At 66.8% G+C, this 25613-nt stretch carries 23 protein-coding genes and 1 pseudogene; 9 read left to right on the top strand and 15 right to left on the bottom strand.

Annotated features, from left to right (window positions below):
- Nucleotides 1-10 precede the first annotated feature (10 nt).
- Together modA and modB are read left to right on the top strand one after the other, a co-directional pair.
- Nucleotides 11-757 carry a molybdate ABC transporter substrate-binding protein gene (gene modA, locus C664_RS06350; RefSeq protein WP_004255602.1) on the top strand — a complete coding sequence of 249 codons (747 nt, stop codon included), beginning with the start codon at nt 11-13 and terminating at the stop codon, nt 755-757.
- 8 nt (nt 758-765) lie between these two features.
- Nucleotides 766-1446, top strand: coding sequence for a molybdate ABC transporter permease subunit (gene modB / locus C664_RS06345; protein ID WP_004255599.1), 681 nt, complete (start codon nt 766-768; stop codon nt 1444-1446).
- Between the two features lie 29 nt (nt 1447-1475).
- Here the strand turns inward: modB and C664_RS06340 are convergent, their stop codons facing one another.
- Nucleotides 1476-2708 carry a benzoate/H(+) symporter BenE family transporter gene (locus C664_RS06340; RefSeq protein ID WP_004255595.1) on the bottom strand — a complete coding sequence of 411 codons (1233 nt, stop codon included), beginning with the start codon at nt 2706-2708 and terminating at the stop codon, nt 1476-1478.
- Between the two features lie 6 nt (nt 2709-2714).
- Nucleotides 2715-2882: a Rid family hydrolase gene (locus tag C664_RS20520; protein ID WP_004255592.1), complete on the bottom strand. Its 168-nt coding sequence runs from the start codon at nt 2880-2882 to the stop codon at nt 2715-2717.
- Nucleotides 2883-2903: 21 nt separating this feature from the next.
- Between C664_RS20520 and C664_RS06335 the strand changes: the two are divergent.
- From C664_RS06335 to C664_RS20610, 4 genes and pseudogenes are all read left to right on the top strand, one after another.
- A pseudogene (locus tag C664_RS06335) lies at nt 2904-3338 on the top strand (ABC transporter ATP-binding protein); the annotation flags it as partial.
- 31 nt (nt 3339-3369) lie between these two features.
- Complete coding sequence (locus C664_RS06330; RefSeq protein WP_004255586.1) at nt 3370-3942, top strand: hemerythrin domain-containing protein; 573 nt, start codon at nt 3370-3372, stop codon at nt 3940-3942.
- 38 nt (nt 3943-3980) lie between these two features.
- The gene (locus tag C664_RS06325) at nt 3981-4424 is read left to right on the top strand and encodes a bacteriohemerythrin (protein WP_004255583.1); all 444 of its coding nucleotides are present in this window, start codon (nt 3981-3983) and stop codon (nt 4422-4424) included.
- 61 nt (nt 4425-4485) lie between these two features.
- Complete coding sequence (locus tag C664_RS20610) at nt 4486-4740, top strand: hypothetical protein (RefSeq protein WP_157354010.1); 255 nt, start codon at nt 4486-4488, stop codon at nt 4738-4740.
- Nucleotides 4741-4851: 111 nt separating this feature from the next.
- On the opposite strand, the gene C664_RS06320 is transcribed toward C664_RS20610, so the two are convergent.
- The gene (locus tag C664_RS06320) at nt 4852-5811 is read right to left on the bottom strand and encodes a diguanylate cyclase domain-containing protein (RefSeq protein ID WP_004255578.1); all 960 of its coding nucleotides are present in this window, start codon (nt 5809-5811) and stop codon (nt 4852-4854) included.
- Nucleotides 5808-9062 (bottom strand): response regulator, encoded by a 3255-nt coding sequence (locus tag C664_RS06315; protein WP_004255575.1) that lies wholly within the window; start codon nt 9060-9062, stop codon nt 5808-5810. Before C664_RS06315 ends, C664_RS06320 begins: the two co-directional genes overlap by 4 nt.
- Before the next feature lie 66 nt (nt 9063-9128).
- Between C664_RS06315 and C664_RS06310 the strand changes: the two genes are divergently transcribed.
- Entirely contained in the window at nt 9129-9632 is a 504-nt protein-coding gene (locus tag C664_RS06310) for a CIA30 family protein (RefSeq protein ID WP_004255573.1), read from the top strand.
- Between the two features lie 138 nt (nt 9633-9770).
- Here C664_RS06310 and C664_RS06305 read toward each other — a convergent pair whose 3' ends face one another.
- From C664_RS06305 to C664_RS06280, 6 genes are all read right to left on the bottom strand, one after another.
- Entirely contained in the window at nt 9771-10691 is a 921-nt protein-coding gene (locus C664_RS06305) for a DMT family transporter (RefSeq protein WP_004255572.1), read from the bottom strand.
- A gap of 90 nt (nt 10692-10781) precedes the next feature.
- On the bottom strand, nt 10782-11498 hold the full coding sequence (locus C664_RS06300; RefSeq protein ID WP_004255570.1) for an alpha/beta hydrolase: 717 nt from the start codon (nt 11496-11498) through the stop codon (nt 10782-10784).
- Complete coding sequence (locus C664_RS06295; protein ID WP_004255568.1) at nt 11495-13513, bottom strand: cation:proton antiporter; 2019 nt, start codon at nt 13511-13513, stop codon at nt 11495-11497. Before C664_RS06295 ends, C664_RS06300 begins: the two co-directional genes overlap by 4 nt.
- 220 nt (nt 13514-13733) lie before the next feature.
- Nucleotides 13734-14957, bottom strand: coding sequence for a hypothetical protein (locus C664_RS06290; RefSeq protein ID WP_004255566.1), 1224 nt, complete (start codon nt 14955-14957; stop codon nt 13734-13736).
- Between the two features lie 16 nt (nt 14958-14973).
- On the bottom strand, nt 14974-18000 hold the full coding sequence (locus C664_RS06285) for a hypothetical protein (RefSeq protein ID WP_004255565.1): 3027 nt from the start codon (nt 17998-18000) through the stop codon (nt 14974-14976).
- 87 nt (nt 18001-18087) lie between these two features.
- The gene (locus C664_RS06280) at nt 18088-19098 is read right to left on the bottom strand and encodes a patatin-like phospholipase family protein (RefSeq protein ID WP_004255563.1); all 1011 of its coding nucleotides are present in this window, start codon (nt 19096-19098) and stop codon (nt 18088-18090) included.
- A 203-nt stretch (nt 19099-19301) separates the two neighbouring features.
- On the opposite strand from C664_RS06280, the gene C664_RS06275 reads away from it, so the two are divergent.
- Nucleotides 19302-21098, top strand: a complete 1797-nt coding sequence (locus C664_RS06275; protein ID WP_004255562.1) for an EAL domain-containing protein — start codon at nt 19302-19304, stop codon at nt 21096-21098.
- Between the two features lie 20 nt (nt 21099-21118).
- Here C664_RS06275 and C664_RS06270 read toward each other — a convergent pair whose 3' ends face one another.
- The gene (locus C664_RS06270) at nt 21119-21550 is read right to left on the bottom strand and encodes a MarR family winged helix-turn-helix transcriptional regulator (protein ID WP_038011111.1); all 432 of its coding nucleotides are present in this window, start codon (nt 21548-21550) and stop codon (nt 21119-21121) included.
- A 92-nt stretch (nt 21551-21642) separates the two neighbouring features.
- On the opposite strand from C664_RS06270, the gene C664_RS06265 reads away from it, so the two are divergent.
- On the top strand, nt 21643-22824 hold the full coding sequence (locus C664_RS06265) for an aminotransferase-like domain-containing protein (protein ID WP_004255558.1): 1182 nt from the start codon (nt 21643-21645) through the stop codon (nt 22822-22824).
- A 65-nt stretch (nt 22825-22889) separates the two neighbouring features.
- Here C664_RS06265 and C664_RS06260 read toward each other — a convergent pair whose 3' ends face one another.
- The 4 genes from C664_RS06260 to C664_RS06245 form a co-directional block, all read right to left on the bottom strand.
- Nucleotides 22890-23468: a flavin reductase family protein gene (locus C664_RS06260; protein ID WP_004255555.1), complete on the bottom strand. Its 579-nt coding sequence runs from the start codon at nt 23466-23468 to the stop codon at nt 22890-22892.
- Nucleotides 23469-23520: 52 nt separating this feature from the next.
- Complete coding sequence (locus tag C664_RS06255; protein ID WP_004255553.1) at nt 23521-23811, bottom strand: BrnA antitoxin family protein; 291 nt, start codon at nt 23809-23811, stop codon at nt 23521-23523.
- Nucleotides 23801-24094 carry a BrnT family toxin gene (locus C664_RS06250; protein ID WP_004255551.1) on the bottom strand — a complete coding sequence of 98 codons (294 nt, stop codon included), beginning with the start codon at nt 24092-24094 and terminating at the stop codon, nt 23801-23803. Before C664_RS06250 ends, C664_RS06255 begins: the two co-directional genes overlap by 11 nt.
- A 340-nt stretch (nt 24095-24434) precedes the next feature.
- Entirely contained in the window at nt 24435-25595 is a 1161-nt protein-coding gene (locus tag C664_RS06245) for a GGDEF domain-containing protein (RefSeq protein WP_004255549.1), read from the bottom strand.
- Nucleotides 25596-25613 lie beyond the last annotated feature (18 nt).

Here is a 25613-nt window from a genome sequence, read left to right as displayed (position 1 = left end):
GAGATTGCCGATGAAACCCCTTGTGTCCGTCCTGATGACGGGTCTTTTCCTGTGCGCGCCGGCGCACGCGGCCGAACTCAGCGTGGCCGTCGCCGCCAACTTCACTGCGCCGATGCAGAAGATTGCCGAGGCCTTCGAGAAGGAGACGGGGCACAAGCTCGTGCTGTCTTACGGCTCGACGGGCAAGTTCTATGCGCAGATCAAGAACGGGGCGCCTTTCGAGGTCCTGTTCGCCGCCGATGATGAGACGCCTGCACGCCTCGAGCAGGAAGGGCAGAGTGTGGCAGGCACCCGGTTCACCTACGCCATCGGCAAGCTCGTCCTGTGGAGCAAGCAGCCGGGCCTGGTCGACGAGCAGGGCGAAGTGCTGCGAACGGGCGCGTTCGAGCGTATCGCGCTGGCCGATCCCAAGCTCGCGCCCTATGGCGCTGCGGCGATGCAGACCCTGAGCAAGCTCGAACTCGCCGATGCGCTCGGCAGCAAGTTCGTCCAGGGCGAGAACATCGGCCAGGCCTACCAGTTCGTCGCCACCCAGAACGCACCGCTGGGCTTTGTCGCGCTGTCGCAGGTGTTTGCCGAGGGCCGCCTGACGGAAGGTTCGGCCTGGATGGTGCCGGAAACGCTCTACGAGCCGATCCGCCAGGACGCGATCGTCTTGGCCAAGGGCAAGGACAACCCTGCAGCGCCCGAACTGATGCGTTATCTCCGGGGGGATGCGGCGAAGGCCATCATCCGTTCCTACGGCTACGGACTCTGAGCGTCACGATGCTGGACACCGATGCCTGGCAGGCCATCTGGCTCACGCTGGAACTGGCGACGCTGACGACCCTGCTGCTGCTGATCATCGCGACGCCGCTGGCGTGGTGGCTGTCGCAGACGCGCTCGCGCTGGCGGGCGCCGATCAGCGCGGTCGTGACCTTGCCACTGGTGCTGCCGCCCACGGTACTGGGCTTCTATCTGCTCGTGCTGATGGGGCCGCAGGGGCCGCTGGGACAACTGACCCTGGCCCTGGGCTGGGGCACGCTGTCCTTCACCTTCACCGGCCTGCTGATCGGCTCGATCCTCTTCTCGCTGCCCTTTGCCGTGCAACCCATCCAGCACGCCTTCGAGTCCATCGGCGCAAGGCCGCTGGAGGCCGCGGCAACCCTGCGTGCCAGCCCGCTCGACGCGTTCTTCAGCGTGGCCTTGCCGCTGGCGCGCCCCGGTCTGCTCACCGCCGCCATCCTCAGCTTTGCGCATACGGTCGGCGAGTTCGGCGTGGTGCTGATGATCGGCGGCAACATTCCGGGCAAGACGCGGGTTGTCTCGACCCAGATCTATGGCCACGTCGAAGCGATGGAATACGCGCAGGCCCACTGGCTGGCGGGCGGCATGGTGGTCTTCTCCTTCTTGGTGCTGCTGTGCCTGTCCTTGCTCAAGCGCAACGGCGCGAGCGTGATGCGCTGAAAGGCGACACCGACCGGTTCGGCTTGAAGCTAGCCGCGGGCAGCCGCCACGAAGTCGCCTTTCTCCATCAACCATGACACGGCAAAGCCCGCCACCAGGCCCCAGAACGCCGCGCCGATGTTGAGCAGGCTGATATCGGCGACGGTGACGAGGAGGCTGATGAGGGCGCCGAGGGAGAACTTGCCGCCGAAGGAGGCGAGGAAGGCGCCCTGCAGTACGCGCAACATCGCGAGGCCGCCCAGCACCATGATGAACTCGGCGGGCGCGGCCAGCATCAGGCCGGTGAAGGTGGGCGCCATCAGGCCGAAAAGCACGCCGAAGGTGCCGAAACACAGGGCGCCGATGTAGTGGCGGTGACGCTCGCCCGAGGAGGTGAGCAAGGCGTTGGTGGGGCCGGTGAGGCAGGTGCTGACGGCGCCGACTGCCGCGCTGAGGGCCGCGCCGATGCCGCATACGGCGGCGATGGTGTTGACCGGCGGCTCATGCCCGGCGGCTTTGAGCACCGCGACGCCCTGGCCGTTCTGCACCACCAGCACGGTGATGGCCAGGGGCACGACCAGTTCGACCATCGCGGCGACCGACCAGACCGGCGCCTGCACCAGCGGTCGGGCCAGAGCAAAGCTGCCCAGCGCTGCGGCGTCGATGCGTCCGAGTACGGCGATGGCGAGCGCGCCGGCGAGCAGGGCGCCGATCACCGGCGGCAGGCGGCGACCCAGGGCAGGAACGGCCGACAGCAGCAGGAAGGCGATCACCATCGGGCCGGCAATGCCGACGTCGCTGTGCAGCGCCCGCACCAGATCCAGCCCGAAGCGCAGGAAGACGCCCGCCACCATGCCCATGACGATGGGCATGGGCAGCGCCTGCATGAAGCGCTTGACCCAGCCGCTCAGGCCCATCAGCAGCACCACGGCGCTGGTGACGTAGAAGGCGCCGACGACCTCGGCAAAACTCAGGTGCTGCAGGGCAGGGCCGACCAGCACCGTGCCGGGAATGGTCCACGCGAAGCCGAGCGGCATGCGGTAACGCCAGCTCATCGCCAGCGTCAGCAGGCCGTTGATGAAGAACACGCCGAACACCCAGGATGCCAGCTCGGCCTGCGTCAGGCCGCCGCGCGTGCCGACGGCGAGGATGATCGCCACCGGTCCGGTGGCCGAGAAGATGAAGCCGATGAGGCCGTTGGCGAGGTAGCCCGGGCCGAGGTCGGCAAGCAGACGACGCCCGCCCGGCGCGGGCCCGGCCGGGCGTTCGAGGTGCGCGATCATCGGGACTTACTGTGCGGCGATGATGTCGATTTCGACCCGCAGGCCGGGGAAGGCCAGGCGCTCGATGCCGAGCAGGGTGACGGCGGGCGGGCTCTCGGGATCGAAGTAGGCCGAGCGGATCTCGCGGATGCGCGCGGTCTGCTCGGGCTGCAGGCCGACCACGTAGATGGTCACATGGACCAGGTCGCGCTCAAGAGCCTGACCGTGCGCGAGAACCTGCTGATGTCGGCGCGCGCCGGCATCGACGGCCGCCGCGAATGGACCTTCGACCGCGTGATGGCGACCTTCCCGCGCCTGGGCGAGCGCATCAACAACGGTGGCTGGCAGCTGTCGGGCGGCGAGCAGCAGATGCTCACCATCGGCCGCGCGCTGATGACCAACCCGGACCTGCTGATCCTGGACGAGGCTACCGAAGGCCTGGCGCCGCTGATCGCGATGGAGATCTGGCGCATCGTCAAGGAGATCCGCAAGACCGGCATCGCCACCGTGATCGTGGACAAGAACCACGGCGCGGTCACCCGCATCTGCGACCGCGCGATGATCCTGGTGAAAGGGCAGGTGGTGTTCGATGGCAGCAGCGACGAGATCCGCGCCCAGCCCGAACTGATCCAGAAGCACCTCGGCGTCTGAGTCCCGAACCGCGTTCGCAAGGAACCCAACCATGAGCAACAAATCCCTGGACATTATCCACGACGAGCACCGCGCCCTGGCGGCGATGCTGAGCGGCCTGCGCGCGCTCGCCAGCGGGATCGAGGCCGGGCGGCTGACGCCCGACTTCGAACTGATGACGTCGATGATCGACTACATCGAGAACGTGCCCGAGAAGGTGCACCACCCGAAGGAGAACACCTACCTGTTCGCCAGGCTGCGCCAGCGCTGCGACGAGGTGCTGCCCGTCATCGAGCAGCTCGAACAGGAACACACGCAGGGCGACGCCCGCATCGCCGCGCTGCGTTCAGCGCCGGAAACCTACCGTCGTGAGGGCGAGTCGGCCTTTGCTGCGTACCAGGCGGCGCTGAAGGCCTACATCGAGTTCGAGTGGCAGCACATGAACACCGAGGAGCACCTGGTCTTTCCCCTCGCCCGGAAGCACCTCACCGCCGAAGACTGGGCCGAGATCGACGCCGCCTTCCTGGCCAACGATAATCCGTGGCAGGGTGCGGCCGGCGAGTATGCCGCGCTGTTCACCCGCATCGTGAACATGGCGCCAGCTCCGTTGGGGCTCGGCGGCTGACAGCCGGGCGAGGCGTCCGGCGATCTTCGGAGACAGACATGACGGAAATGCAGGCGGGATTCGACTGGACGGACAGGTATTTGCTCGGTTACGCGGCGATGGATGACACCCATCGCGAGTTCGTGACGCTGGTCGATGCCCTGCTGACAACGCCGGACGACGGATTGGCGCACGCCCTGGACGCGTTTGCCGCGCATGCGGTGGCCCACTTCGAGCAGGAGGACGGCTGGATGCGGACGACGGACTTTCCGGCTGGGGACTGTCACATCGACGAGCACGCCAGGGTGCTGGCCTCGGTGCGGGAGGTACAGCAGGCGCTCGCCGACGGCAATTCTGGCATCGTGCGCGAACTGGCGCAGGCGCTGATGGACTGGTTCCCCGGTCACGCCGACTACATGGATTCGGCGCTCGCGCAGTGGATGGTCAAGCGTTCGCACGGGGGCGCGCCGCTGGTGTTCCGGCGCGATTCGGCCAAGGCCTGAGTCCGAGGCAGCGTCGCGCCCGAATAGTTCTCCCTTCCCGAAATCAGGATGTGCGTCGTGGTTGCCTCTCGCGCCGCAAGGCGCGGGGGTGATTTCGGGTTTGGCCCGCTTCGGCGGGCCGTTTTTTTACGCGATTACTCAGACCCTCGCGATCAGTGCAGTGCATTCCTTGCGCACGCCGGCCATCCGTATGCTGGTGGAGAAGGCGGACGGCCGCATCGCCGCAGTTGGCGCACTGCTCGCGGGGGGTGAGCCGCGCCGGCTCGAACACAAGGGCGAGATCTTCTGCATGCGGCTGCTTTCGCATCGCGCCTGAGCCGTCGGCTGCGGCGAGCGATTCGTTGTGGGGGAGGAGCGCGATTCAGATCCACTCCACGAAGCTGGCATAAAGTCTGAGTATGCTTGTCGGACTAGGAAATCGCCTGCCTTACGCTGGAGGTGCAGCAAATACCCTGTCCCGGCCGCGGTTCTTCGCTTCATAGAGCGCCGCGTCGGCCGCCGCGATGAGGGCATCAGGGCTATTTTCGCCGTTGGGGTGCATGACGGCGGTACCGATGCTCAGTGTCACACGGCTAACAGTCGGCGAATCGGCGTGGGGAATACCCAGCGCAGCTATGGCCGCGCGAAGTTCTTCGGCCTTGTTCTGGCCGGCAGGGTAATCACATTCGGGCATCAGACAGACAAACTCCTCACCGCCGTAGCGCGCCACCAGGTCATGCGCACGTCTGAGGCCGGCCTTGAGGGTGGCGGCAATTTTCTGCAGGCAGGCGTCGCCTGTCTGATGGCCGTAATGGTCGTTGTAACGCTTGAAATGGTCGATGTCGATCATCAATAGCGTCAGCGGGGTGTTGCTGCGCCGGCAACGGCGCCACTCGATCTGCAAGGCTTCGTCAAAGCGTCGACGGTTGGCCACGCCGGTCAGTCCGTCAATGAAGACCAGCGAATGCAGCAGATCGGTCTGCGCCTTGAGCGTGAGATGAGTCTTGACACGAGCACGCACTACGGCCGGATTCACCGGCTTGGCGATGAAGTCAACACCGCCCTCTGCCAGCGCGCCGGCCTCGTCGGCTGGTTCGGAGCGGGCCGTGACGAAAATCACCGGAATATCAGCGAGTGCGGGGTCGGACTTGAGGCGGCGACAGACTTCGATGCCATCCATGCCGGGCATGATCACGTCGAGGAGAATCAGGTCAGGGGGCACGTTATCGCGGCAAAAGGCGAGCGCCTGTTCGCCGCTCGTCGCCATGAACACCTCGTGATCAGCGTGGAAAATCTGGTAGAGCGTCTGGATGTTGATTGGCTGGTCATCAACCACCAGCAGGCGCGGGCGCTCCGGCAGCGGCGCCAGCGCACGAAACTCCGGTGGCAGATTGTAGGCAGGCATCATTGCGACAGTATTCCCTTCAGATTGGCCGTCGTTTCGCGTGCAGCGGCAAAATCGAGCTTGAACAACGCGTCGTCGAGGCTTGCCAGGCTGTCGGCAAGCGTATCGTCCGCCTCGCGCTTGAGGGTGACAAAGACATCGAGTGCGCGCATGTTCTGTTCGGCGAGCAAGGCATCCAGTTCGGCAAGGTGTTCGAGCAGCCGCTCCCTGTCGAGCGACACACTTTCCACGGGGTGCGGTGGGTCGAGTGCGTCGGCCGCGGCAATTAAGGTGGCAACACTCGCATCAATTTCGATAGCGAGTTGTGCAAGGTGTCCTGTGTCGTCGCTGGTGCCGCTGGGTGCGGTGAAGGCGGCTTCTGCTGCGGCAGCCTGGCGCGCCAGAGCCGTGGCGCCGAGCGTTGCTGCCAGCCCCTTGAGGGTGTGCATTTCACGCGCGATGGCTGTTCGGTTACCTTGCGCGAGCGCGATCTGCGCGGCTGCAATAAGGGCTGCGCAATCCTTTCCGAAGCGCCGCGCAAGACTGGCAAACAGGGAAGAATTGCCGTCAAGGCGCACCAGCGCGGCGGCGAAATCGAAGCCTTCCGGCTGGGGCGGCAGTTCTGGCAGGGGCGCGGTAAATGCCGATGCAGGCAGAGCATCGTTCCCCACAGTTGCATTGCGGCAATGATGCAGCAACAGACCGATCAGCTCGCGAGCATCGATGGGCTTGCCGATATGGTCAGACATACCAGCGGCTAGACACGCCTCGCGGTCGGACGGCAGAGCATTGGCGGTCATCGCGATGATCGGCGTGACGACCTCCATATCCTGGCGTAGTACCCGGGTTGCGGTGTAACCGTCCATTCTCGGCATCTGAATGTCCATCAGGATCGCGCTGTAAGGCACCGCGGCACGACGGACGCACTCGAGACCCTGCTCACCATCGCCGGCCACCTCGATCTCGGCCCCGGCATGGGCAAGTAGTTCACGGGCGACTTGCTGGTTGAGCAGATTGTCCTCGACCACGAGGATGCGCAGGCCGGCAAGCGGCTGGCCGGCCTGCAAGCTTGACGCGGCACGACGATCCACCGTCACCGATGCGCCGTGCGTTGCCTGCGCCACGGCGTCGAAGAGCATCGAGGGCGTGACCGGTTTGACGAGAAAACCGTCCAGCGGATTCGTTGCCTCGCCGAGCCGTTCGGCAATCAGTTCGCGACCATGAGCGGTGATCATCAGGATTGCCGGCAGGCGTCCCGTATTACGTGCACGAATGTGCTGGATGGTTTCCCAACCGTCCATGCCGGGCATGATCCAGTCGACGCAGAGGATGTCGAACGACTGTCCTGCGGCGGTTGCCGCTTCCAGCCGCTGGATGGCTTCGGCACCACTCGTTGCCGTCTCTGCCTGCCAGCCGAAGGAGGTGACCATGGCGGCGAGTACTTCGCGAGCCGTGGCATTGTCATCGACGATCAACACACGCAAGGCAGGTTGCCTGTCATTTTCCGCCGCCACCGTACGTTCCAATGCGCTGGTTGCTGCGTCGCGGCGGAAATCGACGGTGAAATGAAAGTGGCTGCCCTGGCCGGGCGTGCTTTCCACCACCAGATCCCCCCCCATCAGGCGCACCAGGCGACGGCTGATCGTCAGGCCCAAACCGGTGCCGCCGAACCGTCGCGTGGTCGAGGATTCTGCCTGAGTAAAGCCCTCGAATATGGCAGCCAGGCGGTCGGCGGCAATGCCGATACCCGTGTCGCGCACCGAGAACTCGATACGCACACGGTCCGATGTGAGGTCAAGCAGCCTAAGTCCGATCACTACCTCGCCACGCTCGGTGAATTTGATGGCATTGCCGGCCAGATTGAGCAACACCTGCTGCAGGCGATGGCCGTCGCCGCGCAGTGCGCGCGGCACGGCGGGGTCCAGCTGGAACAGCACTTCAACCTCCTTGTGCTGCAAGGTTGAAGACAACACCACGGAAAGATTGCGCAGCAGTTCGTCGAGACGGAAGGGGGTGTCGTCCAGTTCCAGTTTGCCGGACTCGACCTTGGAAAAGTCGAGGATGTCGTTGAGGATGGCCAGCAACGCACGTGCCGCCCCCTCGGCCTTGTGAACGTAGTCACGCTGGCGCACGTCCAGGCCGGTGAGTTCCATGAGTTGCAGCAAGCCCAATACGGCGTTCATCGGCGTGCGAATCTCGTGACTCATGTTGGCGACGAATTCGCTCTTGGCGCGGCTGGCCGCTTCCGCCTCGAGGGTACGCTGGGCCAGTGCGGCGTGTGCAGCCTCGGTTTCCGCGTCTGCCTCGCGACGGCGACGCTGGGTCAGGTACAGGCCGGGTACGGTGATCGCGACGAGTAGCGCATAGATGCCACCGATCAAGGTGGCTTCTTCACGCCATCGGACGTACATCGCACCGAGATCGCGACCGATGCCGACGATGATGGGTTTGTCCATCTTCAGTGCCGGCGGTTGCACGGTGTGTTGCGCCATCATGCGCCGCTCGCCGGTCAGCATCACCGTATCAGTCATGATGCTGGTCGTTTGCCCGCCGTCGCGGTGGCGAGAAAATAACGAGCCGGGCTTGTTAAGATCGGCCCCCAGCCATTCCTCCCGCAACGGGGCAATCAGGAACAGTTTTCCATCGCCATGGACCAGTGCGGCCCAGATGTCCGGGGCATAGCGTACCGATTCGAGCGTGCGCGTCAGTTCGTCCGGGCTGAGCGTGGCGCTGACGATGCCGGCGAATTCGCCGTTCGGGCCGCGCACCATGCGCACCATGTTCATGCCGAGAACGCCAAGGACGGTCTTGAAAGGCGGGCCGAGATAGAGTGTGTCGACATTTGGGTTGCGCGCAGCAACCTGAAAGTAGTCGCGTTCAGCGAAATTCCTGCCGATGAGCGCGTCCTGGTTGGAGGCTATCGCGTTACCTTTGGCATCAAGTATCAGTAGCGTACGCACCGCCGGCATGGCGTCGGCAAAAGCCTTGAGCCTGCGCTGGGCCTGCAGCATGCCGCCCGGCTCCGAGCGCCACTGCGGCAATTCGTCGCGAATGCCGACAAGCGTGCGGTTAATGGTGTCGATCTGACGCTCCAGCGCATCGTGAATCACGCGCGCCTGCACCGTGAGTCGATCACGTTCACGAGTCTCGATGTCCTTGCGCATTTCGGACATGAAGTGGCCGATGATCAACGCAACTACGAGCAAAGCGCTCCCGAGCTGCAGCCACTCGATTGCGTAACGGGACAAAGGGATGGCGCGTTTGGTGTCGGACATCTTTGAAGTGTAACGCTCCGTATTACTGAAAGTTGCTCATGCTGTTCGTGACGCGATAATCCCGCCATGCCCGAAACGCTCTTCCTCTTCGACCGCCCCGAAGCGGTCTCTGCCTGGTCCGCCATCGACGATCGCGTCATGGGCGGTGTGTCGCACAGCACGCTGCGTTTCGATCCGGCCGGCCATGCCGTGTTCGGCGGGCAGGTTTCGCCGGACAACAACGGCGGCTTCGCCTCGGTGCGTGCATCGGTTTCGCCGCCATCGGCGCGGGACATCGAAGCCATCGAGCTCGTCGTGCGCGGGGACGGCCGCCGCTACAAGCTCAACCTGCGCATCGATCGCGGCTTCGATGGTGTCAATTACCAAGCCGCCTTCGCGCCTCCCGCTGGACGCTGGATCCGGCAGGCATTGGCCCTGGCCGACTTTCTGCCCACCTGGCGCGGTCGCGCGGTCCCGGACGCGCCGGCGCTGCGCGGTGCGACTATCGAACAGGTAGGGCTGATGATCGCGGATCGCCAGTTCGGGGGATTCGAACTGGCGATCCAAGGGATCTGGGCGCGGCGCGAGTGACCCTGGCTGTCATGTGATGCGGGCTCCGACGAATTGTCAGGCGAAGACGTCAGGGGCCTGCATCCGGGCGGAAATGCCGCGCGCTGCATCGAGCGGGATCGCAGCGACCCGGCGGGTCCGGGCGGAGGCTGGCGGCGCTCATCGCGATCCCGAAGACAACAGACGTGCCATCGAGCCCGGCGGCGAGGCGCCGAGCAGGGCGCCCAGCGAGACGACGACGATGCCGATCACGGTGGTGATGCCCAGTGCTTCGTCCAGGATCAGCCAACCGCCGATCGCGGAGAATGCCGGCACCAGCGCGAGCATCATCGACGCCTGGCAGGCGCCGATCTTCTGGTTCGCGTAGCTGTACATGCCCGCCGCCAGCAGCGCGGCGATGATGCCCTGGTAGACCGCCTGCAGCCCGATCTCGCCCCAGCCGGCGTTGGCGATGTTGCCCGGCAGCCACAGCAGGTAGACCGGCATGTAGGTGACGAGCGAAAAGCTCGCGATGCCGAGGATGCCTAGCTGCGGACGGATCTGCCAGCGCCGCATCAACAGGCCGAACACGGCCCAGCTCAGTGCGGCAGCGAGGAAGAGTCCGTCACCGATCCATTCGTTCTGGGCCGATGCGGAAAACAGGCTCTGGAATCCGATCAGCACGAGTCCGGCGCTCGACAGCAGCAAGGCGATCACGGTCTGGCGCGCGACGTGAAAGCCCGCCATCACGGCGACGATGACGACGGTCCAGAACGGGATGCCACCATTCACGAACACGCCCGCGTGTGCGCTCGGTGCGAAAGCGAAGCCCGAATACACCAGCAGGCCGTAGCCCAGTCCGCCGACCAGGGCCAGTACCGCATGGCGCGGCCACTCCCGCGGGGGCACGAGCTTGAGGAAGAAGGGCAGCGCGAGGGTACCCGACACGCCATAGCGCATCGCGGCGAGATCGAAGGGTGTGAAGGTCGCCGTGCTGCCGAAGCGCGACACGATATTGAAGCCCGACCAGCAGATGACCACGACCAGCGCGGCCAGCAGGCCCTTGCTTGTGTCGGATAGTTCGACGAAACGACTGCGCACGGCTTCCTCTTGTTTTGGGGTTCTGAGTGTTGGAGGGAGGATGGGGAGCGATTGTAGCCGCGGGTGCCATTCTGGCCCCGCCAGGACGCGTCAGGGAGCAGCAGCCGCGGGCCGGCACGCCTCGGTGATGATGCGCGCCAGCCAGGTCCCGATGTCGGCGATCTCGTCCAGGCACACCGAGTGCGGCATTGCATAGGTGCGCCACTCGGGCGCAACGCCGATCCCGCGCACCACCTCGAGCGCCTGTTCGCCGAGCTCGAGCGAGACGACGTCATCGTCGGTGCCATGCGCTGCAAAGACCGGAATGCGGCCGTTCGGCGCGGCGAACTCGGCGAGCAGCAGGGCGGGGCTCGGAATGTAGGTCGACAGGGCGATGATGCCGGCCAGTGGCGCGGGGTGCGTGAGGCCGGCCAGGTAGGCGACGGCGCCGCCCTGGGAGAAGCCGGCGAGGACGATGCGCTCGCTCGGGACGCCCCGGGCCGCTTCGCGCGCGATCAGCTGGCGGACGCTGTCGCGCGACTCGAGCAGGCTGGGTTCGTCGATCTCGCGGTTGCCGGGCGCCAGGGAAACGATGTCGTACCAGGCGCGCATGACGTAGCCGCCGTTGCAGGTCACCGGCCGGTAGGGCGCGTGCGGGAATATGAACCGTACCGCAGGCGATTCGGGCAGGTTCAGCTCGGGGACGATCGGCGCGAAGTCGCTGCCGTCCGCGCCCAGCCCGTGCATCCAGATCACGGTGAACTGCGGGTTCGGACCCGTCTCGATCTCGAGCGCCGGGGTGTCGGGGAGGGTGTCGTGGATCGTCATGCCAGGTCGTCCGGTTCGTTCATCTCGGGCAGGTAGAACACGAGCATGTTCAAGTCCGGCGAAAGCCGGCTCACCCGCTCCGGCAGGGTGCCGAGCGAGGTGCGCCAGGCGTAGCCGCCGGGACGGACGCCGACGAACACCATCAGCTGATCCTTGCGCGCCAGCTCGGACAGGGCGCGCAGCACGCCGCTCCACGCCGCGATCGGCTGGAGCTTGAACTCGATTGCCGGACGCAGCGCCTTGAGACGACGCTGCACGCCCGCCTCATGCGCGGTCTCGCACAGGATCAGCATGCCGACGCCGAGCTGCCGCGCGAGGTGTCCGAGGGTCCGCATCCCGTCGATGAAGCCGTCTTCATTCTCGACGTGGGGTGGCAGCGCAATCACGATGCGTTTGCAGGTGTTGAGCGGTTCGCGCAGACGGCTGGCGATCAGCAGGTACTGGCCGTCCTGCAGCAGCTGCTCGACCATCGAGCCGAAGAAGAACTCGGTGCCGATGCTGCGCTTGCGCCAGCCGACGATGACCTTGCGTGCGTGCAGTTCGCGCCGGGCGCGCAGGATGCCCGCCGCGGTGTTCAGGTCGATGCGGGTGACCGGCTGCGCCGGGACGCCTGCTGCCGAAAGCTGCGGGACGAGCGCGTCGAGCATGCGCTCGGCCGCGGCGACGCCCCTGACCGCGTCGTCGCCGTCTTCGACGACGTTGAGCGCGTACACCGGCTGCGCTTGCGCCGGATCGCGCATGAGGATCGCCAGATCGATCAGGGGGCGGGCCGAACTTTCCGTCGAGCAGGCCACCAGGATCCGCTGCTTGGCCACTGGCGCTTCAGCCGCAAGTCCGGCCTCCGCCTGGACGAGGTTGCGCCCGTGTCGATCGACGACGATGGGGGCCCAGAAGCAGGTCACCAGGATCATGACGATGGCGCCATTCACGACGGTGTCGTCGAAGAGTCCGATCTCGAAGCCGACGATCGTCGCGGCGAGCGTTGCCGCCGCCTGCGGAACGCTCAGCCCAAACACCACGCGGGCCTGATCCAGGCTGTAGCCGAGCAGGGGGCGCGTCGTCTCCGCCGCCAGCCACTTTGCCACCAGCACCGTGGCGAGCATGCAGATGGCCACCAGCCACGCCCGGGCGCCGCCGGCGAAAACGCTCAGGTCGAGCAGCATGCCGACCGAGAGCAGGAAGAAGGGGATGAACAGCGCATCGCCGGTGAACTGGATCCGGTTCATCAGCGTGCTGTTGTGCGGAATCAGGCGGTTCAGCGCCAGCCCGCCGAGGAAGGCGCCGACGATGGGCTCGGAGCCGGCGACATGCGATAGCGCCGCGCAGCCGAACACGGTCGCCAGTACGAACACGAACTCGGCCACGCCATCGCGCGCGACGCGGCGGAAGAACCAGCGTGCCAGCAGCGGCAGGCCGATGAGGATCGCCGCGACGTACAGCGTCAGGCTGAGCCCCAGCTGCCATGCGAAATTCTCGTCCACCTCGCCGCGCGTCATGCCGGCGATCACCGCCAGCACCAGCAGCGCCAGGGTATCGGTCACGATCGTGCCGCCCACGGCGGTCGTCACGGCCTGATTGCGTGTCAGTCCGAGCCGGCTCACGATGGGGTAGGTCAGCAGGGTGTGCGAGGCGAACATGCTCGCCAGCAGAATCGCCGCCGGCCACGCGAAGCCGAGCACGTAGTACGCGACCAGCATGCCCAGGCCCTGCGGGATCGCGAAGGTGACCAGGCCGAACACCACGCTGTGAACGCTGTAGCGCTTCAGGATGGCCAGATCGATCTCGAGTGCCGCCGTAAACATGATGTAGAGCAGGCCGACCGTGCCGAAGAGCACGAAGGACTGGTCGCGCTCGAGCACGCCGAGCGCGTTGGGCCCCAGGATCGCTCCCGCCAGCAGCAAGCCGATCATGCCCGGCATGCGCATGCGCCCCATCACGATGGGGGCGAGCAGGATGATGACGGCGACGAGGGCGAAGACCACGACCGGGTTCGTGATCGGGAAGAAATCGTTCATATGCTGCATTGCCGCAAATACGTGACGCCGGATATTAACCTGATCTCCCGACTCCGCCGCCGCGGGTATGAACACGGATCAAACGGGCATCGATACCGGCTGCTGTACTTTTCCCGCCCGTCGACAGTTCTGGAGCGACGATTGACGTCCCCCGATCAGCGGCATGGCTTTCGGGGGCAGGGTGTTGACTCAGGGGTTGGCGGGGCGGCGTCGGACGGGTTCAGAATGAAACGGCATGGCCCTTCGGGTGGAGGGCGCGGTAGCCGCGGCGTGCCTGGTCGGCGGTGTCACTCCACGGGGCGGTGCAGCGCGTGAGGTAGTTGAAGTGCAGCGTGGGACGCCCCGGAGCGGCATGGTGCTCGAGGATCAGATCGAGCGCGCGCTTGTGCGGGTGGCGGAACAGGGCGCCGCTGGTCGACACCAGGTAATGGCTGCAGCGCAGGCGGTCGAGCAGGCTGGGGCTGAGGTTGGCGACGCTGCCGTGATGGGGCAGCTTGAAGGCGTCCAGCGTGAAGCGTTTTGCCGGATCGCCGAGCAGGGTGGCGAGCGAGGTCTCGAGCACGCCCGGCCAGGCATCGCCGGCCAGCAGCAGGCGCACTTCGGGCGCGGTCGCGGGGTATTCGAGCAGCAGCGCGATGCTGCTGCCATTGGCCGCGCTGGTGTCGCCGCCGAAGGGAGCGTCGGCACCCGGCTCGCCACTGCCGCGGCCGAGGGTGTCCTCCAGCTCGGCGCCGAGGTCGCTGTCGTCGTCCTCGGGCAGTTCGTGGCGGCCGCTCATCGCTTCGACTTCGTCGTCTTCGTCCTCAGCGCCGAGCGCGTCGCCGAGCGGGCGCAGGCTGCGGCTGGCGGCGAGTCGGGCGCGCAGGGCAGCGATGTCGCCAGAGGCGATGCCGGCACGGTCCAGCTCCTTCTTCCAGCGGTCCTTGAGGTACAGCAGGCGCTCGTGGTCGGGCGAGAGCAGGGTCAGCCGGCAGTCGCCGGGCAGGTCGACCGTGGGCAAGGTGGGTTGCCGGCGGTCGATGGCGGCCAGCGCCTGGTCGAAACCCAGGTTCCACACCGCGCTGCCGGTGCGGGCCTCGTAGTCGGCGATCAGCACGCCGAGGATCTCGCCCTGCAGCGCGCCCAGCGGTTCGCCCGCCGGGTCGGGCACGGCGTTGAGCTGGTCGCGGCCGTTGAACCAGATGCGGTCGAAGCGGCAGTGCAGGGCTTCGGCGTCGAGCAGCAGGCGGATCACCCCTTCGATGTGGTCGGCGTCGACGTGCGTGATCACCAGCAGGTCGAAGCGCCGCTCGTTGGCCGGCAGATGCAGGATGCGCTCGCGCAGCGCAGGGTAGGTGTGGGCGGGGCCGCCGTCGATCAGGATGCGGTGGACGGCGGTGCCGCTGCCGTATTCGATCCACAGGCAGTCGCCGTGGGCGGCGGGAAGCATCTCGAGACGCAGCATGGCGCAGGCTCCGGAATCAGTGGGTTGCCGGGTGGCGTGTGGGCAGGTGCCATTCGGCGTCGCCCATGGCCACCAGGGCGAGCACCATCAGGAAGCCGTGCGCCAGCATGCGCCGCCGCACGCGGCGCAGCACGCTGCCGAAGTCGGCGTCCGGCGTGTCGACCGCCGCCAGTTCGGCGAGCAGTTCGCAGGCGAGTGGACCGGCGTGGCGGCCGAGCACCTTGGCCATGGTGCCCAGCACCAGGCTGGCGTGGAAATCCTTGAAGTTGCTGGCAAGGCTGCCATAGCCGGTCTCGGCGACATCGGTCGCGGTCATGCAGCCGAGCAGCAGCACGATGGGGCCGGGTTCGATGGCGGCGGGGTTGATCAGCGCCTCATTGAGCTGCGGGCGGTAGCGCCAGCGGCGGTGTTCGTCGAGCGTCTTGTCGCCGATCTCCAGGTAGTCGAGACCGGCGTCGAGATCGTGGTGGGCGAGCAGGATCAGCAGCGGCGGGCTTTTCGACGCGAGCGTGCGCTCCCACTCGTCCCAGTCCGCGGCAATGGTGGGGGCCGTGACGCTCTGGGCAAGCGCTTCGCGCAGGGCGGCGCGTTCCTCGGCGGGCACGCGGTCGGTGCTGGCGCACAGCGCGGCGTCGAGCGGGCGCAGGTCGCGCCGGCGCCATGCGGGCAGCGACAGATCCTGCAGGTGCGCGCTGTCGAAGCGTTCGATGACCTTGCGGATCGCCCAGAAGCCGAGCGGGCAGATGGTTTCGCTCCAGCTGCCGCCGGCGGTCGTACTTGTGGCATCGCAGCTCGGGCAGCGGCAGCCGTCGCCGGTCAGCGCTTCGCGCCAGCCGCTGCAGAAACGCGCGCCCTTCTTGGGGAAACCGCGGTCATAGACGAACTCGAGCGGCACGTGGCGGCTCTCGTCCTTGTTGATGAGCTGGATGCGGTCGCCGGGGTCGCTAAAGCCCTGGCCGCGCAGCTTCTGGTACAGCGCGGCGCCGTGGCGTGCGAGGTTGCCGAACAGCTCGATCACGTCCGGGTCGTCGACGTCGAGCAGCGCCTCGCCTTCCTGCACGCCTTGCTGGCTGCGGCGGCGCACCAGCGAGGCTTCCTTCAGGAACAGCTGTTCGTTGAGGAAGGTGGTGAGCGGCGTCGTGTTGCCGAGGTCGAAGATCTTGCCGCCGCTGCCGTCGAACATCTGCATGTAGCCGGGGCCGAAGGTGAGCGTGGCGCTGACCGGTGTGCGTTCCTGCAGGCGGATCACCTCGCGCTGACCGAACTGCACCTCGATCGACGGCGCGGCCAGTCCGTCTTCCGTGGTGCCGACGGGCAGTACCGGCGCACTCACGCGCACCGCCTCGAAGACCTTGCCCATGAAGGTGAACACGATGTCCGCCTCGAGCCGGTCGATGTCGGCGGGGACGTTGATGCCGAGATCGCAGTCCTCGCTGCGCGCGGTACGCTTGGCCGGCAGATGCAGACGGCCGGCCGGGCCGTTGCCGTGGCGGTCGGGCTGGCCATCGCGCTTGCCGATCCAGCATAGCTCGACGACCAGCTCCAGGCCTTCGGGCGGCAGCCTCAGCTGTGGAATCGTGGCGTTGGCGGTCGGGATGCCGGCCTGCGGCAGGCCGATCCAGCAACGCACGGTGTTGGTGGCACCGGCGACGAAGTAGTGGTGGCTGCGCTCGTCATGCAGCAGCAGGGCGTTGACGCGGCGCTTGTCCTGCGCGTCGGGTTGCTCCTGCAGCGATGTCGCGTCCGCCGTCACCTGTCCGGCGGCAACGTGCCCCGTGGCGACATGGCCGCCGCGTGAGACGGATGCGCCGATGCCGTCCAGGTCCACGACACAGCCGGCATCGCGGTCATCGAAGCCCTCGTCCAGACTTTCGAAGCCGCTGCCGCCGCCTTCCTCTTCCGCGACCCTGAACTCATCCAGACCGCCCATGGGTGGGGCCGCAGCCTGGTGCTGATCCTCGATCAGCGCAGGGCGTTCGCCGCCGCCTGCGGCAGGGCCGGCGCCACGATAGGGCGACAGGGCGCGGCCGGTCTGGGCATCGGCGGCGAATCCGATCAGCTGTATCAGGCGAACGCGCGCCTCGGGCGCCAGGTTGGCGCGATCGACGGCGAGCAGGGCGGGGATGTAGTCGCCTGCGGATTCGCGAGCGATCATCCAGCCCACCTGGGCGTCGTCGAACCCGGGCGCGGTTGCCTGCAGCTGTCGTTCAGCCAGCTCGGCCGCCTTCGCGGGTGGGTCGAACTCGGGCGGCAGGCTGACCGGGTGCGGCGGATGCGGTGGCCGCATCGCTCCGCCTTCGGCGTCTGCCGTTCCGGTTGCGGCCCAGGCCGTGAGGCGCAGTGCGCGCGCCACGCCGTTGCTGATTCGCCCGGCGGCTTCGTCGGCGTCGACCTGGGCGAGCACGGCAAGCAGGTGGTCGCGCATTGCGTCCGGAACCGGGCGAACGGCCTCGACCGCGGCATAGGCGGTCCAGGGCGCGCCCCAGAACAGGGGGGGCAGGATGTCGTCGCTGGCGAACACCGCGCCCAGTTCGGCGAAGTCGCCCAGCCGCGCCAGGCACAGGGCGCGCCAGAAGTGCGCGTCATCGCCGTACTGTGGCCCCGGTGCGGGCAGGTCCGCGGCTGACACGCCGCTGTCCTCCAGCGGCATGGCCGCCAGCGGGCGATAGTTTTCCATATGCCCCGAAGCCAGTCCGGCCACCAGCGGCGCGATGCGGCTCGGGTCGGCCACGACTGCAAGGGCCTCGGCGATGATGTCGCGGTCCGGCTCGGCGTCGTCGTTGGCCCGGCTGCGCAGGTGCTCGCGCAGCGAGCGCAGCGGAATTCGCGCGGCGAAGGCGAGCGCGTCCCGGCGCGCCGGTGAGGCAGCGGGTTCGGATTGCACGACGCGCCACGCCGCATCCGCAACCGACTGCCACTGGTGCCGGTCGAGCGGAAAGTGCGTGACCGCCTCGAGCGCAGCGAGGCAGACCTGCGGCTCGGGGTCGGCATGGGCGAACTGGAGCAGCGGCTCGACGAGGGCGGAGTCGAAATCGTCGTCCATCGCAGTCTCTCCTGCAGGCGGGATCGGGGTGGGCGACGGCATGCCGCCGCTGCGGGGCGTGCCGTCGGTCAGCGTGTGCCTGTGCCTTCAGCCGCCCAGCAGTTCGGGCATGTAGGTGTGCAGCCGATGGGTCAGCAGCGCGCCCGCGTGGCGGGTGAGCACGTCGATCTCGGCACGGGCGAGCTTCTTCAGGTTGGTGCCGATCGATGAAGCGAACACCGCATCGCCCGGCTGCGCCTGGCCTTCCTCGCTGTCGATCGAGAACCACGCCGGCTTTGCGCCGCCCGCCTTGGCCGCGTTCAACTCGAGGCGCTTGAACTGCAGGCCGCGCACCTGTTCCATCATGATGTCCAGCGCGGCGACCAGCACGGCGGAGCCGACTTCGGTCGGTCGCTCGTCGATCCGGAAGGGTTTGCCCGCGTCGCTGACGATCACGTAGTCGAGCGCATTGCGCGCACGCAGCAGCGGATTGACGCCGAGGTTGTCGTACACGCCGCCGTCGGACAGCGTGACGTAGTCGACGCCGGCCGCGGGGTATTCGCTCTGGTCGACCCGCAGCGGCGGGAACACCGGCGGGAAGGCCGACGAGGCCGCCACCGCCCGGCTCAGGCGGAAGTCGTGTGCGGGCGCGGCGCCCAGTTGCCATTCGCCCATCTCCGCCGGCAGGTTGCCGCCGGTGACGAAGAAGAACATGTTGCCGGTGCCGAGGTTGGTGGCGTTGATGTAGAGCCGCGGGCCGTCCTTGAGCGTGCCCAGCGCGCGCTTGCCGTAGAGGTCGCGCTCGTAGCTGGCGGCCAGCTTGTCGAGGCGGCTGTGGAAGGGGTCGAGCACGCCGCCGATCACCGAGGAGACCGCGATCGACGTGCTCGCGAGATAACGCTCCAGCTTGTCCAGCGCGTCGTCCTCGCCCCAGTGGCTGGCGAGGAAGGCGCCGGCGATGCTGCCGCCGCTGACACAGCTCAGCAGGTCGAGCTTCCACAGCAGGCCCGCTTCCTGCAGCTTGCGGAACACGCCGAGGTGAAACGCCGCTGCCCGAAATCCCCCGCCCGACAGCGCCAGCCCGATCCGCTTCGATTGACCGCCGACCTGAATCGTCATCGCCCCCTCCCGTGTCTGTGTTTTCCGGTGCAGCAAGGCCTGCGCACCATGTTTCAGTTGTAGGAGACAAGCGCTGCGGGAGCAAAGCCGGCGTGAAGGACGTCACGGTGACGATGCTGCTGGTCGACCCGGCGCGGGCTGTGGTCATAGAAACTTAATTTGACCACGGCACACTTCGGCGTCCCTCTTAGACCGGAAAAGACATGTTGCACAATGCGGGACTCGCCGTAACTTTGCGAAAGCTGCTTGAGCAGCAGAAACTGCACTTTGTCTTTCAGCCCATCGTCGATATGGCGCGCTCGACGGTGCTTGGCTACGAGGCGTTGATGCGCGGCCCGGCGGGCAGCGCGCTCGAAAGGCCGGATGACCTGCTGCGGGTGGCCAAGCACTGCGGGCTGGCCAGCGAACTCGAGATCGCCGCGTGCAAGGGCGCCATTCGCGAATTCTCCGCGCTGCAGCTTCCGGGCAAGCTGTTCCTGAACCTCAGCGCGCCGCTCATCACCGCGTTTGGCCGCGAAGGCGGCGGCGAACTGCTGCGGTGCGCGGTGGATGCCGGGCTGTCACCCGCGCGCCTGATCCTGGAACTGACCGAACACGAGCGCGTGGAAGACACTGCCGCCCTGCAGACCGCCTTTGCGGCCCTGGCCGGGCAGGGCGTGGGACTGGCGCTGGATGATTTCGGCGACGGCCGCTCGAGCTTGCGCTTGTGGGCACAGCTCAAGCCGCAGGTGGTGAAGCTCGACAAGTTCTTCGTGCGCGGCATCCATCGTGACAGCCGCAACGTCGAAGTCGTGCGCGCCATCCTCAACCTGTGCACGGCCTTTGGCACGCCGCTTGTGGCCGAAGGGGTCGAGGAGGCCGAAGAACTGGCCGTGCTGCGCGACCTTGGATGCCATTTCGGCCAGGGCTACCTGTTCGGGCGGCCCACGGCCTGTCCCGACGCCGACTTCTGCCAGGCGGCACGGGCGGTGCTGCAGTCGTCTAAGATCTCGGTGCTGCCCAATTCCGCGCCGCGGCCGGACATGGCCGAAACGGTCGGGCGCCTGAAGGTGCCCGCGCCCACCATTGCCGCGAGCGCCTGCAACGAAGACCTGATGCAGCTCTTCACCGACCATCCCGATCTGCAGGCGGTGGCGGTGGTCGACAAGTACTATCCCGTGGGTCTGGTTAACCGGCGCAACTTCGTGGACAAGTTTGCGCAGCGCTACTCGCGTGAGATCTACGGCCGCCGACCCTGCACCCTGTTCATGAACGCCACGCCGCTGCGTGTCGAAGCCAGCGCACCGATCGACTCGCTCATCGCGGTGCTGACGGGCGATGACCAGCGCTACCTGTACGAAGGCTTCATCCTCACCGAGGACGGACGCTACGCCGGGCTGGCCACCGGCGAAAGCCTAGTGCGCGCAGTCACCGAGCGGCGCATCGAGGCAGCGCGCCACGCCAACCCGCTCACCTTCCTGCCGGGCAACATCCCCATCACCGAGCACATCCGCCGCCTGCTCGACGCCGGCGTGAGCTTTGCCGCCGCCTATTTCGACCTCAACAACTTCAAGCCTTACAACGATCTCTACGGCTACTGGCGCGGCGACGAGATGATCAAGCTCGCGGCGCAGCTGATCGTGGCGCATGCCGACCTGTCGCAGGACTTCGTCGGCCATGTCGGCGGCGACGATTTCGTGGTGTTGTTCCAGAGCGAAGACTGGCACCTGCGTTGCGAGCGCATCGTGCACAGCTTCAACCGCCGCGCGCGGGAACTGTTCGATGACAGCGAACTGGCCCGCAATGGCTTCGAGAGCGAGGACCGGCGCGGCTTCAAGGTCTTCTTCCCGCTAACCACCATCGCTGCCGGGGTGGTGCCGGTCAGCGACGGCCGCTTCCTGGGGCCGGAGGAGGTCGCCTCCGCCGCAGCGGCCGCGAAGAAGGCGGCAAAGCAGTCGGGCAGCGGCGTCAAGGTCGCCGGCGGCGAGCGTGCGCAGGTGCTGATGATGGCGACCGGCTAGGATGCCGGCGCCCGGTCGGTTCAGCTGGCGGCGAGCCGTGTCATGACGGCATGCCAGCCATCGGTCGCAGCGCTGCCGCAATCGGCGAAGGCGCGGCCGAGCAGGTCGGTCTGGATCGCGGTGAGTTGCGCTTCGAGCGCCTGGCCCTGTGCGCTGAGCGACAACTGCCGCACGCGGCGGTCATCGGGCGAGGTTTCGGCCCGGATCAGGTCGTTATCCAGCAGCATGCGCAACGGCGCGTTGAGCGCCTGCTTGCTCACGCCCAGGGCGTCGATCAGCGCGCCGACCGACATCCCCGGATTGCGGCCAACGAAGTAGAGGATGCGGTGATGGACCCGCCCGAGCCCGCGCGCTTCCAGCAGGCGGTCGGCACCGGCGGTGAAGGCGCGGTAGGCGAAATAGAAGCGCTCGATCGCGCGGCGCGGGTCCCTGTCGTCGAATGGGTCAGGCATCAAGGATGCAGGCAATAATGGGTCAATCATGTTGACATGATAGGTCGGGCACGCCTATCGTGCAAAAAGGTCAACAACATTGACGTTTAACCATGAACAGCCGACAGCAGCCCAAGCTCTCCGAGCGGGTGGAACGCCTCCAGCCCTCCGCGATCCGCGAGATCCTCGCAGTCATCGATCGCCCCGGCATGATCTCGTTCGCAGGCGGTTTGCCGTCGGCCGAGAGCTTTCCGGACCTGTCGGGCCTGCCGCTGCCGCGCGAGGTTCTGCAGTACGGGGCCAGCGAAGGCGAGCCCGCGTTGCGCGAGCGGATCGCGGCCGAGGTGAACGCCATCGGCCTGCGCTGCACGGCCGAACAGGTGCTTGTGCTGTCGGGTTCGCAGCAGGGCATCGACCTGGTGGCGAAGCTCTTCATCGACCCCGGCACGATGGTGGCGGTGGAAGAACCGACCTATCTCGCCGCGCTTCAGGTCTTCCGCTTCTTCGGCGCCCGTTTTGCGCCGCTGCGGCCACGGCAGGCGCTGGCCGGACTCGATGCCGATGCGCCGCCTGCGCTGGCCTACGCGATCCCGAGCTTCCAGAACCCCACCGGTCACTGCTACGACGCCGCCGAGCGCGACGCCCTGGCGCGCGCCTGCGACACCTTGGGCGTGCCGCTGTTCGAGGACGACCCGTATCGCGACCTGGCCTACGATGCCTGCGAGCGCACGCCAGTGTGCGCGCGGCTCGAACGCGCGCCGTGGATCTATCAGGGTTCCTTCTCCAAGACGCTCGCGCCGGGCCTGCGCCTGGGCTACCTGGTGGCCTCGCCCGAGCTGATGCCGCTGCTGGTGCGCCTGAAGCAGGCGGCCGACCTGCACAGTAACCGCGTGAGCCAGCATGTCGTGCTGGCGCAATTGCGCTCGCCGGACCGCGCCGAGCGCATGCGGCGGGTGGTGGACGCCTATCGCCGCAAGCGCGACTTCTTTGCCGCTGCGCTGCAGCGCCACTTCGGCGATCTCGCGCGCTGGCAGACGCCACCCGGGGGGCTCTTCTTCTGGCTCGACCTGCTGGCCCCGATCGATACCCGCGCGCTCTTGCCCGAAGCGATCGAGCGCGGCGTGGCTTTCATGCCGGGCGAACTTTTCTTCGCTGGCGAGGTGCCCGCCCACGGCACCCTGCGGCTGAATTTCAGCCACGCGGACGAGGACGGCATCGAGCGTGGGCTGGCCGTCCTCGCCGAACTGGTCCGCTGCCGGATCGAGCTTCCTGTGGCCGGCCTGGCCGAGGCCTGAACCGCGTCAATACGCTGTGGGCTGGAAGGCGGAAGGGCGCCTGCGCGCGAGGCGCCACGCCACGCCTACAAGGGCCTGGCCTGGATGACCGTGCCCGCGCAGGCGAAATTGCCGGCGCCGAGGTGGTGCAGGGTGTGCAGCGCCGCGTTATCGGCGTGCAGGTTCCACTTGCCGTCGGAGAACACCGCCGGCTTCGCCGCGGCGGCGACCACTTCGGCAAAGCAGGTGTCGTAGGCGTCTTCGGTGTGGCGCTCGGGAATCAGGCGGCATTCCATCCACGCCGCGCAGCCCGCCTCGAGCACTGGCACGCCGAGCACCGGGCCGCTCGCCGCGTCGATGCCGAAGCGTGCGAACTTGTCGCTCTCACGCCCGCTGCAACTGCCCACTGCATAGGTCAGGTCGGCCAGCGTCGCGCCCGGAATGCACACACCGAAGGCGCCGCTGGCCGCGATCAGCTCGCGGGTGAAGGTGTGCTTGTCGATCACGATGGCGATCCGCGGCGGCGTGAACTCCACCGGCATCGACCACGCCGCCGCCATGATGTTGCGCCGCCCGCCATGGGCGCTGGTGACGAGCACCGTGGGGCCGTGGTTGATGAGGCGGCTGGCGTGTTCGAGGGCGACGGGGAGGAAGGGGGTGGTCATGGCGCAAACTTGGTGTGCAGGAGTTGGGGACGATGCGTGACCGATCGGCCGATCAAGGCGCTGGATGCGTCTTGACCCACTCGCGCAGCGCGTCATTCATTCGCGTCTGCCATCCAGGTCCGCCTGAGCGGAAGGCCTCGAGGATGTCGTGATCGATGCGGATAGCGACCTGCTCCTTGGTGCCCGAGCCGGCCGGACGTCCGCGCTTCCGTCGTGAAGCCTCGACTCCCGTGGCCAACTCGGCAGCAGTAGCGGGGCGGTCATCCTCATCCGAACCGTCCCACACAAAATCCTGCGCCGGCGCCATGGCACGGACCGCCTCCAGCACTGCCTTACGCTTCATCGCATTCGTTTTCGAGCCACTCATCGTATACCTCGCGTTCTTCCCGACTTGCCCGGCGAAAGCTGATCACACGCGTTGCACCTTCGCGCCCGATATGTACCACCGTCAGTACCGCCAGAAAGCCTAGTGCGTAAGAAATCGACATCATGCGGCGTTCGCCTGCGCGTCGAACTGGAATATCCAGCCGATAGCGCGACTCAAGCACCTCGCCTGCTGCGGAAAAATCCAGCCCGTGTTTGGTCAGATTGGCCTGGCGCTTCGCCTCATCCCAGATCAGCCGCATGTTGATTATTTTAATGTAGATACGTTAATTTGTGAATGCAAGTTTTTTGTAGATGCACTTAAACACCCTAAGAAGCTCCGTCACCCCCTGCAGCTAATACGTTCCGTCCTCCTGGGCCAGCATGCCCAGCCTTTTTCGTCGCATCGAGCGCTGCCTGCACGCGGGCGCGGGGCGTGAGTGTGCAGCCGGCGTGCCGCCAGCGGGCGATCAAGGCGTCGATTGCTTGCGGGGCCGCGGCGTCGGCGGATTGGGGCGGGGCGGATGGCGAAGTCACAGGGCAGCCATGCATATGGGATTGGGCCGGAGGATTGTAGCCGGCCCGTCGCGATGAAGGCTTGCGCTATGCTGCGCCGGCTGCCTCCGCGGCGGCCATTACCACCCTGTTGCGGCCCGCTTCCTTCGCCCGGTAGAGGGCGGCGTCGGCCTCCGTCAACAGGGCTTCGCCCGCGGTGCCATAGGACGGAATGCGACTGGTGCCGCCGATGCTGACGGTGACGTGTCCGGCGACGTCGGAGCGCGCGTGCGGCAGTGCGAGCGCAGTCACGGCATCGAGGACGCGCTCGGCGACCTGCTGCGTGCCTTGCCAGTCGGTGTCGGGAAGGATCACGACCAGTTCCTCGCCGCCGTAGCGTGCAAGCAGGTCGGTGCCGCGCAGCATGGCGCCGCTGACGGTCGCGGCGATGAGCTTGAGGCAGGCGTCGCCCGCCTGGTGGCCATAGTGGTCGTTGTAGCGCTTGAAGAAGTCGACGTCGATCATCAGCAGGCCCAGCGGCGAGCGGGAGCGGAAGGCATCGCTGCAGGCCTCCACGAGGCGCTTGTCGAAGTAGCCGCGGTTGGCGATCTGCAGCAGTCCGTCGGTCTGGGAAAAGAGCTCGAGGCGTTCGTTGGCTTCGCGAAGCTCCGCGTTGGACTGGGCGAGCTCGGCGGTGCGCTGTTGCACCCGTTCTTCCAGTCGTGCGTTGGCCTTGGCGAGTTCGGTGTTCTGCAGGGTGAGGACCTGATAGAGCTTTCCGACCAGCTGGATCAGCGCCCGGGTGGCACGGTCGTGCGCGGCCGTTTCCTGATCGAAGGCGACCGCGGGCGCGACACCGGTGCGGATGAGGACGATCTGGCGCGCCATCGACTGGTCGACGCCCAGGATGTGCAGCCCGAGCCAGGAGGTGAGAAAGCCGACGATGGTCTCCGGGTGCTCGACCAGTGTGGCGCGCTGGCTCCATATGGCGCCAAGCTGCTCGACGAACTGGGCGTGCAATGCCTGATGCGCTTCGAGATGCCGCGCGTCGATGCCGGCGTCGCGCATCACCTGTTCTTCGTCGCGGAAGTGGTGCTGGGTGTAGTCGATAACCTTGCGGTAGGTTTCTTCGAGCAGGGCTTCGCGGCGAACGTCGGTCGAGAACAGCGAGTCGTTGAGCGCGTTGAACAGGTTCACCAGTTCCTGGTGCTGCTCATCGACCTGTGTAAGCCTGGTGACGAAGTTCTGGTCCCAGACGAATGCTTCCATGTGCTTTCCCGCCCGCAG

It is taken from the genome of Thauera sp. 63, assembly GCF_000310165.2.
Lineage (GTDB): Bacteria > Pseudomonadota > Gammaproteobacteria > Burkholderiales > Rhodocyclaceae > Thauera > Thauera humireducens.
This window is presented reverse-complemented; position numbering and strand designations above follow the sequence as displayed.